We start from the raw sequence: 15,510 nt of genomic DNA on the forward strand, positions 1-15,510 counted from the left end.
CATGCCGGAATGGCCGGAGATGGAGACGTACCGCCGTCTGCTGTCAGAGAAAATTGCGGGGGCCCGGATTACGGGAGTAGAAGTGACTAGAAGCAAGTCTATAAATGTGGACGAGCAGCAGTTTGCGGCTGGAACCGTCGGCAGCACGGTATTGTTTGTAGAGCAGCGGGGCAAGCACCTGGTTTTTCACCTGGATAACGGAAACCGTCTGCTGCTGCATCTGATGCTGGGCGGACTGCTGTACTGGGGTGCTCATGAAGAAGATAAGCCGGACAGAAGTGTGCAGGTGGCTGTGCATTTTGCGGCCGGCACGCTGCATTTCATCGGTCTGAGACTGGGCTATCTGCATCTGTTGACAGCCAAGGAAACCAATAAGAAGCTTGCGGAGCTTGGCCCGGAGCCATTTGACAAAAGAATGGACGAGCAGCTGTTCAGAGCCCGTTTTGCCAAGAAAAAGGGGAAGCTGAAGACAGCGCTGGTTGATCAGTCGGTCATCGCGGGCATTGGCAACTGCTATGCGGATGAAATGGCCTTCAAGGCTGGTATCCGTCCTGACCGGGCAATCCCCGGATTAACAGACGAAGAATGGACGAAGCTGTACAGCGCCATGAAGGAAGTGCTCTATCATGCGGCCCGTCTTGGCGGCTATATGGAGATGCCTTTGTTCAAGGGAGACACCCTTACGGGCGGCTATAACGAGAACTGCCTCGTCTATGACCGTGAAGGGGAGCCATGCCGCGAATGCGGTACGCCTATTGTGAAGGAAGAGCTCTCATCCCGCAAAGTCTTCTACTGCCCTAACTGCCAGCAGGAAGGGTGAGTGACAGGTGAAGGTGCGGATTGGCAGCCACGTCAGCATTAAGCGCGGGTTTAAGGGCGCAGCGGAAGAAGCAAGAGGGCTTGGCGGCCTGGCCTATCAGTATTTTCCCAAGAATCCCCGTTCTCTCGGTGTGAAGGAGCTTGACCGCAGGGAAGCGGAGCGCTGCGCGTCTTACTGCAGGGAGCATGGGATGGCTTCGATTGCCCATTCTCCTTATCCGGTCAACCTGGCATTTGCCCCCGAGTCGGATCATGCTGAGCGAACTGCGATATCGCTGCTGAATGATCTGGAAATTGCGGAAGCCTGCGGGTCTCTGGGCACGGTTGTTCATTTTGGAATCTATAAAGGGCCTGATATTCTGGAGGGGTACCGGCATATTATTGCCTCGCTGGACCGCGTGCTAAAGGAATGGACGGGCTCGGCCAAGATTCTAGTCGAGAATCAGGCCGGTGACCATGCGCCGATGGGTACGACTTTCGACGAGCTGGTACAGATCCGCAGCCTTAGCCGTTATCCGGAGAAAATTGGCTTTTGCCTGGATACCTGCCACCTGTTTGCAAGCGGGGTTTGGGATAGGGCTAACGGCGAGAGCTGGATGGACAAAGCAAGGGAACTGGAGTATTTCGACCACCTTGCTGCCATTCATCTGAATGACTCCATGTACGAAAGCGGGTCCCGCCGGGATCGCCATGCAGCAATCGGACAGGGAATGATTGGTGAGGATAATCTTCGCTGGCTGCTCGCGCAGCCGGAAATCCGCAGTGTACCGCTGATTTTGGAGACGCCTGAGCCAGAGGGCTATCCCCACAGGAAGCAGCTGCTTACGGTTGCTAATCTGCTCGGCCTGGATTAGATTGATGGAATGCTTGGGAGGTGCAGGCTTGATACATATTTACCTGGATGATTACAGGCGTTGTCCGGCAGGGTTCGCTCTTGCGCGGAATGCAGAGGAATGCAAGCTGCTGCTCGATTCGGAGGATGTCGATCTGTTATCGCTGGACTTTGAGCTTGGATACGGAGAGCCAAACGGTATGGAGGTTGTACGCCACATCCTGGAGACAGGCAGGTTTCCGCGGCGGATTTACATGCACACCTCCAGCCCGTCTGGACGGATGCAGATGTATGCGGCTTTAATGGAGCGAGCCCCCAAGGACGTCCTGCTCGTTAACGGGCCGATGCCGGATTCGCTGATTGAAGAGATAGGGCGCACAAGCAGCAATAAGTGAAGGTAAGGTGAACAACACGATGATATCTTTATCGCAGCTGGTCTTGCAGCGTGACGAGAGGGTAATACTGGACGGTGTGAATCTCCAGGTTAATAAGGGCGAGCATTGGGTTATTCTCGGCAGGAACGGATCGGGCAAAACAACCATTCTGGAGATGATCACCGGGTATCTGTTCCCAACCTCGGGAACAGTGGATGTGCTCGGCCACCGGTACGGACGTGTTGATGTGCGAGAGGTGCGGAAGCGTATCGGTTACATCAGCCAGTCTGTTATTGAGAAAATGTCATTAAGCGATCCCGTCTGGGAAATCGTCGCTACAGGCGAATATGCCTTTCTCCGCTTCTACCAGGAGATCGAACCGGCGGTCATCCGCAAGGCGAAGGCGATGCTTGAGGACTTTGGGATCGGCCACTTAAGCAGCCAGCCGTTCGGTACACTCTCCCAAGGCGAGCGCAAGAAGGCGCTGCTTGCAAGAGCGCTTATGTCATCCCCGGAGCTGTTAATTATGGACGAGCCCTGTGCGGGTCTCGATCTATACGAACGGGAGAAGCTGCTGAATGACCTGAACAAGCTTGGCAAACGGGATATGACCGTTCTCTACGTTACTCATCATATCGAAGAAATCATACCGCTCTTTACTCATGTAGCATTAGTTCATGAAGGAAGCATCGCGGCGGCCGGTCCTAAGCAGGAAGTGCTGACAGGCGATATATTGGGTTCGGCATACGAGCTGCCGGTTGAAGTGGATTGGGTGCATGACCGGCCATGGATCCGGGTAGCCCCGAAGGGAGATGCAGGCTGATGCGTTGGCTGTGCACGGCGAATCGCGGATTCGCGAACTACGCACTGGAAGAACTGCGGCGGCTCTTTGATGTAAAGGCCGTGAAGCAGATTGCTGCTGGTGAAATATTTACTATTGAGACCGACCTGGAACGAGAAGCCATGCTGGAGGCCATTCAGGCCAAAGAGCCGATCTTCCTCCGGCATATTCAGCCTGTTGACCGGACAGTTACCATTGAGGGGAATGCGGATGACCTGAACCATCTCTCCGAGCTGGTACGCAACGCAAAGCCGGTGTTCAGCGGCAAACGGACGGCGGTTCATATCCGGCGCAGCGCGTCGAGTCCCTATCATTATACCGCCTCGGACACCAAGGGTGTTCTGGATGCCGTGCTGGATGAACTGGACAGTGAGCCGGTTATGCAGAACCCGGATATTATTCTGTCCATCTACGCCGCGGGTGAAGAGCTGCTGGCGGGATGGGGAACCCCTGGCGAGCTGCTGTCGGACTGGCCGGGCGGAGCCGTTCGTTTTCAGCGGGAGGAGGAACAGATCTCAAGGGCAAAATTCAAGCTGCTGGAAGCGGAACGGGCATTTGGCCTTCATCTTGAGGATTACAAGGAAGCGCTCGATATCGGGGCGGCTCCTGGCGGCTGGACATCACTGCTGCTTGAACGCGGCTGTGCGGTTACGGCGGTTGATCCTGCCGATCTGCACCCCTCTCTAATGGATCATCCAAGGCTTGCCTATTTCAAGAAGAATGCCGGGGAAGTCAAGTTTCGTCCCGACACCTTTGATCTGCTGGTATGCGATATGAGCTGGAGTCCGATGCTGATGGTGAAGCTGGTACTGGATCTGCAGGCATCTCTTGAGCGGGGAGGCACGGCCATTATTACGATCAAGCTGATGCACCGCAAGCCGCTGCAGACGATCCGGGACGTGATCCGGAAGCTGGAGGAATCGTCCTTCAAGCTGCTCAAAGCCAAACAATTGTTTCACAACCGGGATGAAATTACGTTATACTTAAACAAGATATAGCAGTACCATTCGGGAAAGAATCCCGGTTTGATGCCCAGGCATCAGACCGGGATTCTTTTGTATTATCGGACAAACATCGGAATCTGGAGGGTTGTATAGATGGATATTTATAATAGGGGCACGAGCTGGAGTCTATCAGCAGGGGATGTCATTGCAGACCGGTACGAAATACAAGCACTGGTAGGCAGAGGAGGGATGGGTACCGTTTATGCAGCGGCAGATTTGAGGCTTGGCGGCAAAAAGCGAGCTTTGAAGCTGCTTCCCATGTCCATCAGCACAGAGAAGAGCATCGACGCGGAAGTCGCTGTGCTGATGCGGATCAATCATCCGCGTCTGCCGCAGATCATGGATTACCTTCCAAGCGATCACGCTTCCGGCTCTCCGGCTGTACTGGTGATGGATTTTGCAGAGGGAGAAACGGTAGCGGCATTCTTCGAACGAAGCGGCCGGAGGATGGAGCTGCATCGGGCTGTAGATATAGCTTCTCAGCTGTGTTCAGCGCTGGAATACCTGCATGAGCAGGACCCGCCCATCATCCACCGGGACATTAAGCCTTCCAATATCATGCTGGATTCTGGAGGCTTTGTACGACTGATTGATTTTGGAATCTCCCGGCTGGTAAAGCATAATCAGCAGCAGGATACAACGAAGCTCGGCACACCAGGATTTGCTGCACCGGAGCAGGGAGGCAGTTCAGGTCAGACCGATGCGCGCAGTGATCTGTACAGTGTCGGGGCGCTCCTCTATTATATGCTGAGCGGCGGATGCCTTCCCAACTTGCAGACAAGCGGTCTAGGAACCGCTGAACGGCGGCAGCTTTCATCTGAACTTCCGGATGCCGTGTTCGACTTATTGAACCGGCTGCTGCAGCATAATCCCGGCATGCGGCCATCATCAGCCGCTGAGCTGGCAGCACTGCTGCTGCATATTGCTGGCGGAAGTGACCAGCAGATGCCGTTCCGCAAGCAGGTCAGGTACGAACTACGGGCAGTTCCGCTTGTTGGTGTGGTCTCTATGGCTTCCGGTTCGGGAGGGACCTATACCGCCGTCAATATCGCAAGACTTCTTGGCGATTCCGGCCATCGGGCAATCTATATCGAACATCCTGCTCTTGAACCTGAAGCTTATATGCTGCTGGATGGAAGCCGGAGGCAGCAAGAGGCCGGGGAGAGGGGGAGATCTGTTTACAGGCCGCTTGATATGAGATATACAGGATGGGTGGAGGAGGAGTGCTGGTTCCATACGCTTTGTCCCGATTCGGGGGGGAGCGGCACAGGACGGCTCTCAGCCGTTCTGGATCAGCCGGAGCTGATGAAAGGGCTTAGTCTGGCCTTCCAAGCGGGCGAGCCATGCACGCCAGTTCTCGATTTGTCTTCTGCGTGGACGGAGCAGGCCGCCTCAGAGTGGCCGGGAAAGTGTGATATCCTTCTGATGGTAGCCGATCCCTGCATGGCCAGATGGACCCGCAGGCGGCTGACGAAGTGGCGCGAGATATGCGGCTACAGAAGTGTTCATAACAGGGCCACTTACTGGATCGCGAATAAGGATATTCGTTTTGCCGGGCGCAGTGAATGGCTGTCCGCGATGGGGGAGCCGCCGGTAGCTGTTCTGGAGCATCTGCCGGTTCAGGAATGGCTGGAATGGCAGTGGAAGGGGAAATGGGCAACCGAGCACCGCAAATGGCGTACAGCCATTGAGAGCGCGCTTCGTCCCGTACTGGAGAGGATTGTTTCCTATCAAGCCGAAACCCAGTGGTGATCCGCCTGGCATGATTACGGTGAGGTCTGCCGCGAATAGATTGTTGGCTGGTATCTTGCAGCACCGGGGGATTTTCTCGCTCAGTTGTGATACAATGTTGCCTGGTGGCATTTGCGGCCTATTTGATGATCTATTATGGATTGGAGCTTGAGAAATGAGTTTATTAACAGTAGAAGAACTGTCACATAATTTCGGAGAACGGACTCTCTTCAAAGATGTATCCTTTCGTCTGCTCGCAGGCGAGCATGTCGGGTTGGTAGGTGCTAACGGCGCCGGCAAGTCTACCTTGATGAACATTCTGACCGGCAAGGTGCTTAAGGATAACGGCCGAGTGGAATGGACGCCTAAGATCCGTTATGGTTACCTCGATCAGCATACAGCACTGACACCCGGGCATACCATCCGGGATGTATTGAAGGATGCCTTCCTGCCGCTGCTTGAGCTGGAGCAGGAAATGAACGATATAGCCGTGCAGATGGCCGAGGCAGATCCGGATACATTGGAGCAGCTCCTTGAGCGTATGGGTGAAATCCAAGAAGCGCTGGAAATCGGCGATTTTTATATGATAGATGTGAAAGTGGAAGAGATGGCGAACGGTCTGGGCCTGAATGCGATTGGCTTGGAACGCGACGTTGCATCGCTCAGCGGCGGTCAGCGCACCAAGGTGCTGCTTGCCAAGCTGCTTCTAGAGAAGCCGGTTGTCCTGCTGCTTGACGAGCCGACCAACTATCTGGATGAAGAGCATATTACATGGCTGACGAATTACCTGCGTAATTATCCTTATGCGTTCATGCTGATTTCCCACGATACCGGATTCATGAACGAAGTGGTGGATGTGATCTATCATTTGGAGTTTGCCAAGCTTACGCGCTATACGGCTAACTATGAGAAATTCCTGCAGATGGCGGAGATGAACAAGAACCAGCATATCGATGCTTATGAGAAGCAGCAGGAATTCATCAAGAAGCAGGAAGACTTCATCCAGCGGAACAAGGCGAGATATTCGACCTCCGGCCGGGCGAAGAGCCGTGAGAAGCAGCTTGATCGTATGGAGCGGATCGACCGTCCGGAAGAAGCTGCGAAGCCGACATTCCAGTTTAAGGAAGCCCGTACGAGCGGCAAGACGATCGTAGAGGCCACCGGCCTTGTCATCGGTTATAACAAACCGCTGCTGCCAACAATGGATGTACTGATTGAGCGCGGCGAGAAAATCGCCATTGTCGGGATGAACGGTGTCGGCAAATCGACGCTTCTGAAGACATTGCTTGGCAAAATTCAGCCTCTCGACGGCAAAGTATACCGTGGTGATTATCTGCATCCGGCTTATTTCGAGCAGGAGGTCAAGGGACAGCCAATATCGCCGCTTGATGATGTCTGGAATGAATTCTCGCATATGAACCAGCATGAGGTTCGGGCTGCGCTGGCACGTTGCGGCCTGAAGAATGAGCATATTACCCGCAACCTGAATCAGCTGAGCGGCGGCGAACAAGCCAAGGTGAGATTATGCAAGCTCATGCTTCGTGAGAGCAACTGGATTCTGTTCGACGAGCCGACCAACCACTTGGATGTTGTGGCTAAGGCCGAACTGAAGAGAGCTCTTCAGTCCTATAAGGGGACAATCATATTGGTATCCCATGAACCTGACTTTTATGAGGATTGGGTTACGAAGGTATGGGATGTCGAAGCCTGGTCGCGGCAGACAGCCAATTAATGCTGGTTACCGGGTAATCGTAATGTATATCCTGCGTCAGATATTCGGCAGGCGGTATATTAATTCTGTGAGGCAAACAGGAAGCAGGTGAACAAGATGAGTGAAAGGCTGCTCGTAATTGAAGATGAGGAGGGCATTGCCCGCATTCTTCAGCTTGAGCTGGAGCACGAAGGCTATGAAGTAGGACGTGCAGAGGATGGCAGGACAGGGCTTGAGATGGCCTCCTCCGGAGAATGGGACTTGGTGCTGCTGGATGTTATGCTTCCCGGCATTAACGGGATCGAGGTGCTCAGAAGGCTGCGCAGCGCAGGCAATCCGATTCCTGTCGTTCTTCTGACTGCACGTGATACAGTGCCTGATAAGGTTAGCGGCTTTGAGACTGGTGCCAATGACTATATAACCAAGCCTTTTGCAATGGAGGAGCTGCTGGCCCGGGTACGCAATCTTCTGCGGATCTTCCAGCAGCAATCGAAGGATAGCGAAGGTGCCGACGTTCTGAAGGCGGCCGAGCTGACCATCGAGCTGCGAACCCGCAAAGTGTTCCGCAAGGAGCTGGCGATCGAGCTGACGCCGCGTGAATTTGATCTGCTGGTGTATCTGGCCGAGAACAAGAACCGCGAGAAGACGCGCGAAGAAATTCTGTCAGATGTCTGGGGCTATGATTTCATCGGAGAAACCAATCTGGTTGATGTTTATATCCGTTATTTGAGACAGAAGATTGACAGGGGCTTCCGCTATAAGCTTATTCATACCATTCGCGGCGTCGGTTATATGCTGAAGGAGCCGGATGCATGACACTGCGCAAACGGTTCACTCTCTTTACAATTTTTTGGCTCATCTTTATTCTGATTCTGTTCAACATCTTCGTTTATTTCTTTGTGATTAGGATCACAACTCAAAGTGAAGAGCAGCTTGTGGCCAATAAGATCAGTCTGCTGCTTGAGAATGCCAAGATCAGCACACCTGGACGGCTGACAGATCCGAAGCTGCTGAATGAATTCTATAACGTTAACGAAGTCATCCGGATTGTTGAGCCGAGCGGCAATATTATTAATCAACAGGGCAGTGACAAGGAGCTCCTGGAGCGGCCGGTAGAATTTACACGGACACATGAATCGGGAATTACGTATATCAGCGGCATGCGTGTTCTGTATATGAAGGTGCCGATCTATCAGGATCTGAATGTTGTGGGTATGGTAGAGATTATGCGGAAGCTCAATCTGCTGGACAGCTATCTTCAGGTTCTGGTCGCTGCTCTGTCGGTTACGAGTCTTGGTGCGATCTTCTTCGCCATCTTCGGCACCTATTGGTTTACTTCCAGGCTGACTGCGCCTCTTCAGACGATGGTACAGACCATGCGCGAGATTGACCGCAGCGGGAAGCTTCGAAGAATGGAGCTCAAGGGCAAGGAAGAATCGGCTGAGCTGCTGCAGCTGATCCGCGCTTTCAATCAGATGATTGAGCGGCTTGACCGTACATTTGCCGGTCAGAAGCAGTTTGTTGCCGATGCCTCTCACGAGCTGAAGACGCCGCTCACGGTTATAAGCAGCTATGCAGGCATGCTTAAGCGCTGGGGCCGTAATGACACGACGATCCGGGATGAAGCGATTGAAGCCATCGCGAAGGAGTCCGAACGGCTTCAGAAGCTGATCAAATCCATGCTGACGCTGGCTGAGGCTGAACAGGAAGACTGGCTGAAGCTGGAAACCTTCGATACTGTACAGCTGGTGGACGAGCTCTCGTCTATGCTTCAGAAGACCTTTGACCGGCCTATCCGTATTCATGCTGAGGGCGGAGGGGTTCGGCTCACGGCAGATAAGGACAAGTTCCGTCAACTAATGGTTATCCTGATTGATAATGCAATCAAGTACAGCAAAGAACCGATCAACATTACAATCAGCCATACGAAAAATATGGTCCGTATTCTGGTATCCGATAAGGGTATAGGGATTCCTGAGCATGAAATTCCGCATTTGTTCGAGCGGTTCTACCGGGTTGATGGAGCCCGCAGCCGTTCTACAGGCGGTGTGGGACTCGGCTTGTCGATTGCCAAGCGGATTGTCGACCTTCATGATGGTCATATCGATGTGTTCAGCAAACCGGACAAAGGTACAACGATCGCTCTTCAATTTCCGAAAAAAAACAGCTGAACGGCATCAAGCCGTTCAGCTGTTTTTTCTGACTATATGTTTAAATTACCCTTCGTGCGGTTACATAATTTTTCTTCCAATACGAAGAATCCAGCTTGGAGAAGGTTACCCCGCCCTTGCCGTAGGTGTGCAAAATCTTGTTCGAGCCTGCGTAAATAGCGACATGTCCGATTTTATTGCCGGTACGACCCGGAACTTTGAAGAAGACGAGATCGCCCTTCTTCAGATTGGACTTAGCAATCTTACTGCCCTTCGTTGCTTGCTGTGCAGAGGTGCGGGGCAGCTTGACGCCGTTTTTCTTGTAGACGTATTGGGTAAAGGAAGAACAGTCAAAAGCATATGTGACGCCAGAAGGCGCTCCGAAACGGTATTTGACACCAAGATACTTCTTGCCGGTCGCAATAATCTTATCGCCATTTGTTGTGGATGCTGCTGCAGCCTGATCAGCTTGGGTGAAGCCTAGGGCTGAGAATCCGATAGCGGCGCATAGGCCGATAGTCATTACTTTGCGGTAAATCTTATGCTGAATCATCACGTTGATGAACTCCTTTTCTGCTATCATTCGAGAATAATAGGTAGTATGTTAGTCATCTCTGCTAGATTCACTATATCAGATTCGAAGTATCATAGATTTTTCCAGAGAGAAACAGAATCCAGCAAGCAAGCGGTTTAGTGCTGCTTAATGAGAATTGCATGAGAATTTATTAATTTTGGTAAGAGGGTGATTCAATGACAGCGATTACGTTTATGGGAACTGGCGATACAATGGGAGTGCCTCGTGTATATTGTGATTGTGCGGTATGCGAGGAAGCGCGAACAAGCGGCGTAAACAGGAGGCTGCGGTCGCTCCTTCATATTGAGGATAAGGGAAGCGGCCATACCTTAATTGACTGTGGACCGGATTGGGGCAAGCAGATGGAGGCTGCCAATTTGAAGGACGTGGACCGGGTGCTTGTTACGCATGCTCATTTTGACCATATTGGAGGACTGGTGGAGTGGGCGGATGCTTGCCGGTGGCTTAATAAGCGGGGCCAAATGTTTGCGCCTGCCGAAGTGATAGCAGACATTGATGCGCGGTTTCCGTGGATAAAAAATCATATTGACCGCCATGAGGCCGATCAGGGTGTGAAGTTCGGAGACTGGCTGGCAATGCCGTGGAGGGTGAATCACGGGAAGAATGGCTATGCTTACGCTTACCGGTTCGATAACCGCGTCTCTGCATACTCATGGGTGTATTGCTCGGATTCAATCGGGTTGTCCGCTTCGGAGCTGAAACCGATGGAAGGGTTGGATCTGCTGGTGCTAGGCACCAGCTTCTATCAGGAACCGTATCCCTATCCAACCCGTTCGGTGTATGACATCGTAGAGGCCTTACAGTTAATTGACCAATTAAAGCCCGCTATGACTGTATTTACGCATATGTCGCATGATATTGATCTAAATGCAGATTATTCCCTGCCGGCTCATGTCAGGTTATCCCATACGGGTATGACTCTTCCCGTTGGCTGAAGAACTGCGTCTTAGCCAGCCCATCAGCTCAGCGCCCTGTGTCCATGGCATGTGGCGAATCTTCAGCTGCACGAAGATCAGGCCCGAAGCGAGGGCAAGACTTAGTGTGCCCAGCTGCTTCCTTCTCTGAAACGGGTTGGTCGCGAGCGCATGCCACTGTACCCGGTGTTTCGGGACAATGGAGTGGTGCGTACTGAAGCTGCCATGCCGGATCGTCAGCATGCCATCGTCAACCGACCAGCCAGTTTGTCTGTACCGCAGCCAGCCCCATAATAGAGCGATGAAAGGCAGGGCGATTGTGAAAAGTCCGTATCCGTCAGGTACCCACAGGACAGCAGCGGCTGTGATAACGGCTGCTGTCAGGACCGGAATGGTGAGAAAGCTCGGAAGAGCACGCGGCGTAAGCCCTTGTATCTGTTCAGGAAGCTGGTAGGCCGGCAAAAACTGTTCAAGCAGCCCGGGCAGCTCAGACCTGCGTATCATAGGGAAGAGCAGGAAGGACTGCTCGTACTTTTCCGTAGATCCGGCAACATAAACATGAACGCTGGCATAGCCAAGCGCACGCCGGATGGCATTTTCCTTGAAATGTAATCCCTGTACTCGCTTTAAGCTAATAGATGCCTGCTTGCGCTCCAGCAGTCCCTTCTGAGTCGTGAGCTTCCCTTCATCCGCCAGCAGGGTGAAGCCGTATTCCCGGATCGTCGTCATAATTGCGCTGAACAGCCATACCAGGAACAGCAGAGCGGCTGCGACCCATATTAACGAGGCAGCGCCAAGTGAATTCATAACAAAGTTCCAGATGTCAAAGGATTCCGAGAGCCAATCGTCGATCTGCGAATAAGCCGCTGCAATGACAGCAAGAGCAATTCCGACCCGCCCGGAAGTCACGCTGTACATAAGAAGAGTACGCAACGGAATCCGAATGGATGCCAGCGGCTCAGCAGGCTGAGCCTGGATGGTTGTCTGAGCTGGCAGCAGTTCAGATGTGCTTAAGCTGCCAGAGGCCTGTGCTTCAGCCGGGCCGATTGCATGATGCTCTTCTGATGTTATTTCGTCCGTGTCTGCAGCAGGATCACTTTGTCCCCCGCGGCCCTTTCCATACAGTGCCTCTCGCAGCCGCTCAGATTCCTCTGTCGATACAGCGGAGAGCACGGCCTCAGGCTTGGAGCCGCCGGCTGTTTCGATCTGCACCTTCCACAATCCGAATATCCGGTGCAGCACGCCGGCCGACATGTCAAAAGACTGCACACGCTCTCGGTGGATATACAGCTTTTTTCGGACAAACAGCCCATGCTGGACATGCAGAATATCATCGCTAATCCGGTAGGTAAACCGAAGCCAGGAGAGCCAGCCGAGTACAGCCGAGCCGGTCACAAGCACCACAACCCCGCCAATAATCCACAGTAAATTGATTTCCCCGCGGACAATCGTTGAAATAATGACAGCGAGCAGGGGGTACAGAAGGTCCTTGACAAATTTGAATGTGAAGAAGAAGATCGAGACGGCATGAAGTCGATGTGTACCAGGCTCAAATTTCTTCATCCGTTATCCTCGCCAGCTTCGCAATCTGGTTGCGGACCTGCTCCGCCTTGGATTCCAGCAGGGCCGGGATCTCATGGCTCCCGGCAGCTGTGGAGAAGGTTACCGCGGCAAGCTGGTACTTGCGAAGCAGAGGGCCTTGTTTCGTATCCACGTGCTGAACCTTCACCATTGGAATAATCGTCCGTTTCCGTATAATCAGGCCGTGCAGCAGATCGATTTCGTGCTCGCTGACATCATAGCGAAACCGGCGCCAGCGCCAAACGGGTATGTAGGCGATTTCGAACAATGCGACTACTGCCGCAATAAGAAAGGCTGCGCCTGCAATCCAATACGGCCAGTCAAAACGGATGGTCAGGAATATCAGTACTCCAATAATAACCGTGTAAACAGCGGCTGCAATCCAGGCCCCGAGCCGCCAGGCCTTGAGCGCGTCCTCATCAATGCGCTGCTGCGGATCATGAATTACCATATGTGTGCATCACTCCCAGGAAAATTTTCCTTCACTACTATAGCACAAGTACGTTCGTAATGCCGCAGACGTTCCGCGATTATTGGGACTACAAGCGCTTGACGCCGAATAGCAAGTCAGTTAATATATGGATATCTCAGGAATAAGGGGAATGTTATATGTTGGTGGTTGTTCTTAACTCGTAATTGGATAAGCGGTTTGAACTTGCTGACGCGTTATTGGCCAGCCTGTAGGGTTAGTACAGGTCTGTTTCAATATGCGGTTATCAGTTTGTTCTTCATCCGCTCCATGAGTTGAGAACATGATGATTTCCGCCTGAGACCGCTCTTTGGCGCATTCACCGTGCTCTTTACCGGCACGGTTTTTTTGTGTCCGCTAAAGGGCCTGTGCAGCAGCGCCTAAACCCGGCAGGATGGAACGTTCATACGTTCTGTCCTGCTTTTTTTTATGAATAAGAACTGTTGTTCGAGGAGGAGAGTAACATGAATCATTCCGCGTTAAGCAAGCTGGAGTATGACAAGATCAAGGCGATGCTGATGGAGGAGGCAGCCTCGCATGCAGGCCGGGCGCTAATCGAGGAATCCGTGCCATCAGCAAGCTTCGGCCGGGTGACCGCACTGCTCAGAGAGACAGAAGAAGCGGCCGAGCTGATTCGGCTGGGTGCCAGCATTCCCTTATCCGCCATGGAAGGCATGGAAGCCTTCATGGAGCTGCTGGGAACGGGGTATCTGTATCAGGAATCAGAACTTGCCCAGCTGTCCGTGTGGCTGACGTCAGTCGCTCAGATGAAGCGTTATATGCAGTCCAAGCAGCATGCAGCCCCTACGATCAGCGGGTACGCTGCAACTTTGGATGAATGCAAGGTATTGCGGCAGGAGCTTGAGCGCTGTATTCGTTACGGAGCAATCACAGACCAGGCAAGTCCGGAGCTGGCCAAGATCAGGCGCAAGCTGGGACTGGTGGAAGAGCAGCTGAAACGCCGGCTCGACCAGGCCATGAACAAGTACAGCCGCTATGTGATGGATCCGATCTCAAGCCGCCGCAGCGGGCGCTATGTGATCCCGGTCCGCAGGGAGTTTCGCAAGCAGGTGCCAGGTACCGTGTGGGACCAGTCTTCAAGCGGGCAGACGCTGTTCATTGAACCGGAGGAGCTTGCTCACGTCCAAGGTGAATGGGATTTCCTAAAGCAGGATGAAGCAAGGGCGGAGACAGCCGTACTGGCCGCTCTGTCCGGGCTGGCAGAGGAGTCGGCAGATTCACTCCGGCTTAACAGGGAGGTTCTCGCTGCTTATGACTATATTTTTGCAAGGGGTAGACTCGGCGTACTGATGAACGGTACGGCGCCTGATGTGGCGGATGAACCGGTACTCAGCTTCCTTGGAGCGAAGCATCCGCTGCTCGGTCCATCTGCAGTTCCTATTACAGTAGAAATCGGATTCGATTATCGTCAGCTGATGATTACAGGGCCTAACACAGGCGGCAAGACGGCTGCGCTCAAAACAATCGGTCTGCTGACCCTCATGGTACAGTCGGGGCTCCTCATTCCCGTGGAAGAGGGGAGTCGTGCAGGGATCTTCACACAGGTACTTGCCGATGTTGGAGATGGGCAGAGTCTGGAGCACTCGCTCAGCACCTTCTCCGCTCATCTGACGAATGTCGCCGAAATGCTGCGCCATGCTGATGAGCGATCCCTCCTGTTGATGGATGAGCTGGCGGCCGGAACCGACCCGGGAGAAGGCATCGCGCTTTCGCTGGCCATTTTGGAAGAGCTTCTGGAACGCCGGTCTGTCGTTGCGGCAACCACCCATTTTAACGAGATCAAGGAATTCGCCCGGCGCACGCCCGGCTGCCGTAATGCCCGGATGGCCTTTGATCCTGAGACGCTGCAGCCGCTGTACCGGCTAGAGGTTGGTGAAGCAGGCAGCAGCTTCGCCTTTGCCATTGCCCGCAAGTTTGGAATTCCCGAGAAGCTGGTGGCTAGGGCGGAGCAGCATGCTGCGGCCGGGATAAGGCAAGCTGGTGAGAGGATGGGAGCAGGAAGTTGTTCTCGAGTGCTGGGACATGAGGTTGGCCGGACGGCTGAGCCGCCAGCCCTCAAACGTAAGTATGCGGGGAAGCCGGCTAGGGAATCAGGCACAGGCAATGAGGATGGGGAGGGCCTGTATCAAGATTCAGCTAAAACGTCATCAGCCCGCCCGCTTGAGCAGGGAGACTGCGTCTATATTCATCCCTTGAAGCAAACTGGAATTGTGTATAAACCGGCCGACAGCAAAGGGGAGGTCGTGGTACAGTTCAGGGACCGCAAGCTGACCTTTAATCACAAGCGGCTGTCGCTGCGGATCGCCCGGGAGCATCTGTACCCGGCTGACTATGACATGGACATCGTATTCGAATCGGTAGAGAACCGGAAGAAGCGCAAGCAGATGAGCCGCAGGCATGACCCAGATATGGAAATCATCACGCCTGCAGAGGATTAGCTAATTTAGTTAGCGTACGGAGACGGTGTA

At 53.3% G+C, this 15,510-nt stretch carries 14 protein-coding genes; 11 read left to right on the forward strand and 3 right to left on the reverse strand.

What is annotated here, in order from left to right; genetic code table 11:
* Nucleotide 1: 1 nt before the first annotated feature.
* The 9 genes from mutM (at nucleotide 2) to DNH61_RS23950 (ending at nucleotide 9,483) form a co-directional block, all read left to right on the forward strand.
* The gene (gene mutM / locus DNH61_RS23910) at nucleotides 2-820 is read left to right on the forward strand and encodes a DNA-formamidopyrimidine glycosylase (RefSeq protein ID WP_111149333.1); all 819 of its coding nucleotides are present in this window, start codon (nucleotides 2-4) and stop codon (nucleotides 818-820) included.
* A gap of 7 nt (nucleotides 821-827) precedes the next feature.
* The gene (locus DNH61_RS23915) at nucleotides 828-1,673 is read left to right on the forward strand and encodes a deoxyribonuclease IV (protein WP_245948306.1); all 846 of its coding nucleotides are present in this window, start codon (nucleotides 828-830) and stop codon (nucleotides 1,671-1,673) included.
* Nucleotides 1,674-1,701: 28 nt separating this feature from the next.
* The gene (locus DNH61_RS23920; RefSeq protein ID WP_111149334.1) at nucleotides 1,702-2,046 is read left to right on the forward strand and encodes a cyclic-phosphate processing receiver domain-containing protein; all 345 of its coding nucleotides are present in this window, start codon (nucleotides 1,702-1,704) and stop codon (nucleotides 2,044-2,046) included.
* 19 nt (nucleotides 2,047-2,065) lie between these two features.
* Complete coding sequence (locus DNH61_RS23925; RefSeq protein ID WP_111149335.1) at nucleotides 2,066-2,848, forward strand: ABC transporter ATP-binding protein; 783 nt, start codon at nucleotides 2,066-2,068, stop codon at nucleotides 2,846-2,848.
* Nucleotides 2,848-3,864: an SAM-dependent methyltransferase gene (locus tag DNH61_RS23930; RefSeq protein WP_342771479.1), complete on the forward strand. Its 1,017-nt coding sequence runs from the start codon at nucleotides 2,848-2,850 to the stop codon at nucleotides 3,862-3,864. The genes DNH61_RS23925 and DNH61_RS23930 overlap by 1 nt, the downstream gene beginning before the upstream one ends.
* A 99-nt stretch (nucleotides 3,865-3,963) precedes the next feature.
* The gene (locus DNH61_RS23935) at nucleotides 3,964-5,622 is read left to right on the forward strand and encodes a serine/threonine-protein kinase (protein WP_111149337.1); all 1,659 of its coding nucleotides are present in this window, start codon (nucleotides 3,964-3,966) and stop codon (nucleotides 5,620-5,622) included.
* A gap of 154 nt (nucleotides 5,623-5,776) precedes the next feature.
* Nucleotides 5,777-7,333, forward strand: a complete 1,557-nt coding sequence (locus DNH61_RS23940) for an ABC-F family ATP-binding cassette domain-containing protein (RefSeq protein WP_111149338.1) — start codon at nucleotides 5,777-5,779, stop codon at nucleotides 7,331-7,333.
* Nucleotides 7,334-7,429: 96 nt separating this feature from the next.
* Nucleotides 7,430-8,128, forward strand: coding sequence for a response regulator transcription factor (locus DNH61_RS23945; protein ID WP_111149339.1), 699 nt, complete (start codon nucleotides 7,430-7,432; stop codon nucleotides 8,126-8,128).
* A complete protein-coding gene (locus DNH61_RS23950; protein ID WP_111149340.1) occupies nucleotides 8,125-9,483 on the forward strand; it encodes a HAMP domain-containing sensor histidine kinase in 1,359 nt (452 codons plus the stop codon). Before DNH61_RS23945 ends, DNH61_RS23950 begins: the two co-directional genes overlap by 4 nt.
* Before the next feature lie 40 nt (nucleotides 9,484-9,523).
* Here DNH61_RS23950 and DNH61_RS23955 read toward each other — a convergent pair whose 3' ends face one another.
* Nucleotides 9,524-10,015 (reverse strand): C40 family peptidase, encoded by a 492-nt coding sequence (locus tag DNH61_RS23955; RefSeq protein ID WP_111149341.1) that lies wholly within the window; start codon nucleotides 10,013-10,015, stop codon nucleotides 9,524-9,526.
* 197 nt (nucleotides 10,016-10,212) lie between these two features.
* On the opposite strand from DNH61_RS23955, the gene DNH61_RS23960 reads away from it, so the two are divergent.
* On the forward strand, nucleotides 10,213-10,992 hold the full coding sequence (locus tag DNH61_RS23960; protein ID WP_111149342.1) for an MBL fold metallo-hydrolase: 780 nt from the start codon (nucleotides 10,213-10,215) through the stop codon (nucleotides 10,990-10,992).
* Here DNH61_RS23960 and DNH61_RS23965 read toward each other — a convergent pair.
* Both DNH61_RS23965 and DNH61_RS23970 read right to left on the reverse strand, forming a co-directional pair.
* Nucleotides 10,957-12,534, reverse strand: a complete 1,578-nt coding sequence (locus DNH61_RS23965; protein ID WP_111149343.1) for a PH domain-containing protein — start codon at nucleotides 12,532-12,534, stop codon at nucleotides 10,957-10,959. The two genes, DNH61_RS23960 and DNH61_RS23965, sit on opposite strands and share 36 nt — an antisense overlap.
* Nucleotides 12,521-13,003 carry a PH domain-containing protein gene (locus DNH61_RS23970; protein ID WP_111149344.1) on the reverse strand — a complete coding sequence of 161 codons (483 nt, stop codon included), beginning with the start codon at nucleotides 13,001-13,003 and terminating at the stop codon, nucleotides 12,521-12,523. The genes DNH61_RS23965 and DNH61_RS23970 overlap by 14 nt, the downstream gene beginning before the upstream one ends.
* A 482-nt stretch (nucleotides 13,004-13,485) precedes the next feature.
* Here DNH61_RS23970 and DNH61_RS23975 point away from each other — a divergent pair, with 482 nt between their 5' ends.
* A complete protein-coding gene (locus DNH61_RS23975) occupies nucleotides 13,486-15,480 on the forward strand; it encodes an endonuclease MutS2 (RefSeq protein ID WP_111149345.1) in 1,995 nt (664 codons plus the stop codon).
* Nucleotides 15,481-15,510: the final 30 nt, after the last annotated feature.

It is taken from the genome of Paenibacillus sambharensis, from assembly GCF_003233845.1.
Taxonomy (GTDB): Bacteria; Bacillota; Bacilli; order Paenibacillales; family Paenibacillaceae; genus Paenibacillus_I; species Paenibacillus_I sambharensis.

Bases quoted from the DNA above. Each gene is read 5' to 3' on its own strand.
- mutM (WP_111149333.1), top strand. From the start codon at position 2: ATGCCGGAATGGCCGGAGATGGAGACGTACCGCCGTCTGCTGTCAGAG.
- DNH61_RS23925 (WP_111149335.1), top strand. From the start codon at position 2,066: ATGATATCTTTATCGCAGCTGGTCTTGCAGCGTGACGAGAGGGTAATA.
- DNH61_RS23930 (WP_342771479.1), top strand. From the start codon at position 2,848: ATGCGTTGGCTGTGCACGGCGAATCGCGGATTCGCGAACTACGCACTG.
- DNH61_RS23935 (WP_111149337.1), top strand. From the start codon at position 3,964: ATGGATATTTATAATAGGGGCACGAGCTGGAGTCTATCAGCAGGGGAT.
- DNH61_RS23940 (WP_111149338.1), top strand. From the start codon at position 5,777: ATGAGTTTATTAACAGTAGAAGAACTGTCACATAATTTCGGAGAACGG.
- DNH61_RS23945 (WP_111149339.1), top strand. From the start codon at position 7,430: ATGAGTGAAAGGCTGCTCGTAATTGAAGATGAGGAGGGCATTGCCCGC.
- DNH61_RS23950 (WP_111149340.1), top strand. From the start codon at position 8,125: ATGACACTGCGCAAACGGTTCACTCTCTTTACAATTTTTTGGCTCATC.
- DNH61_RS23955 (WP_111149341.1), bottom strand. From the start codon at position 10,015: ATGATTCAGCATAAGATTTACCGCAAAGTAATGACTATCGGCCTATGC.
- DNH61_RS23960 (WP_111149342.1), top strand. From the start codon at position 10,213: ATGACAGCGATTACGTTTATGGGAACTGGCGATACAATGGGAGTGCCT.
- DNH61_RS23965 (WP_111149343.1), bottom strand. From the start codon at position 12,534: ATGAAGAAATTTGAGCCTGGTACACATCGACTTCATGCCGTCTCGATC.
- DNH61_RS23970 (WP_111149344.1), bottom strand. From the start codon at position 13,003: ATGGTAATTCATGATCCGCAGCAGCGCATTGATGAGGACGCGCTCAAG.
- DNH61_RS23975 (WP_111149345.1), top strand. From the start codon at position 13,486: ATGAATCATTCCGCGTTAAGCAAGCTGGAGTATGACAAGATCAAGGCG.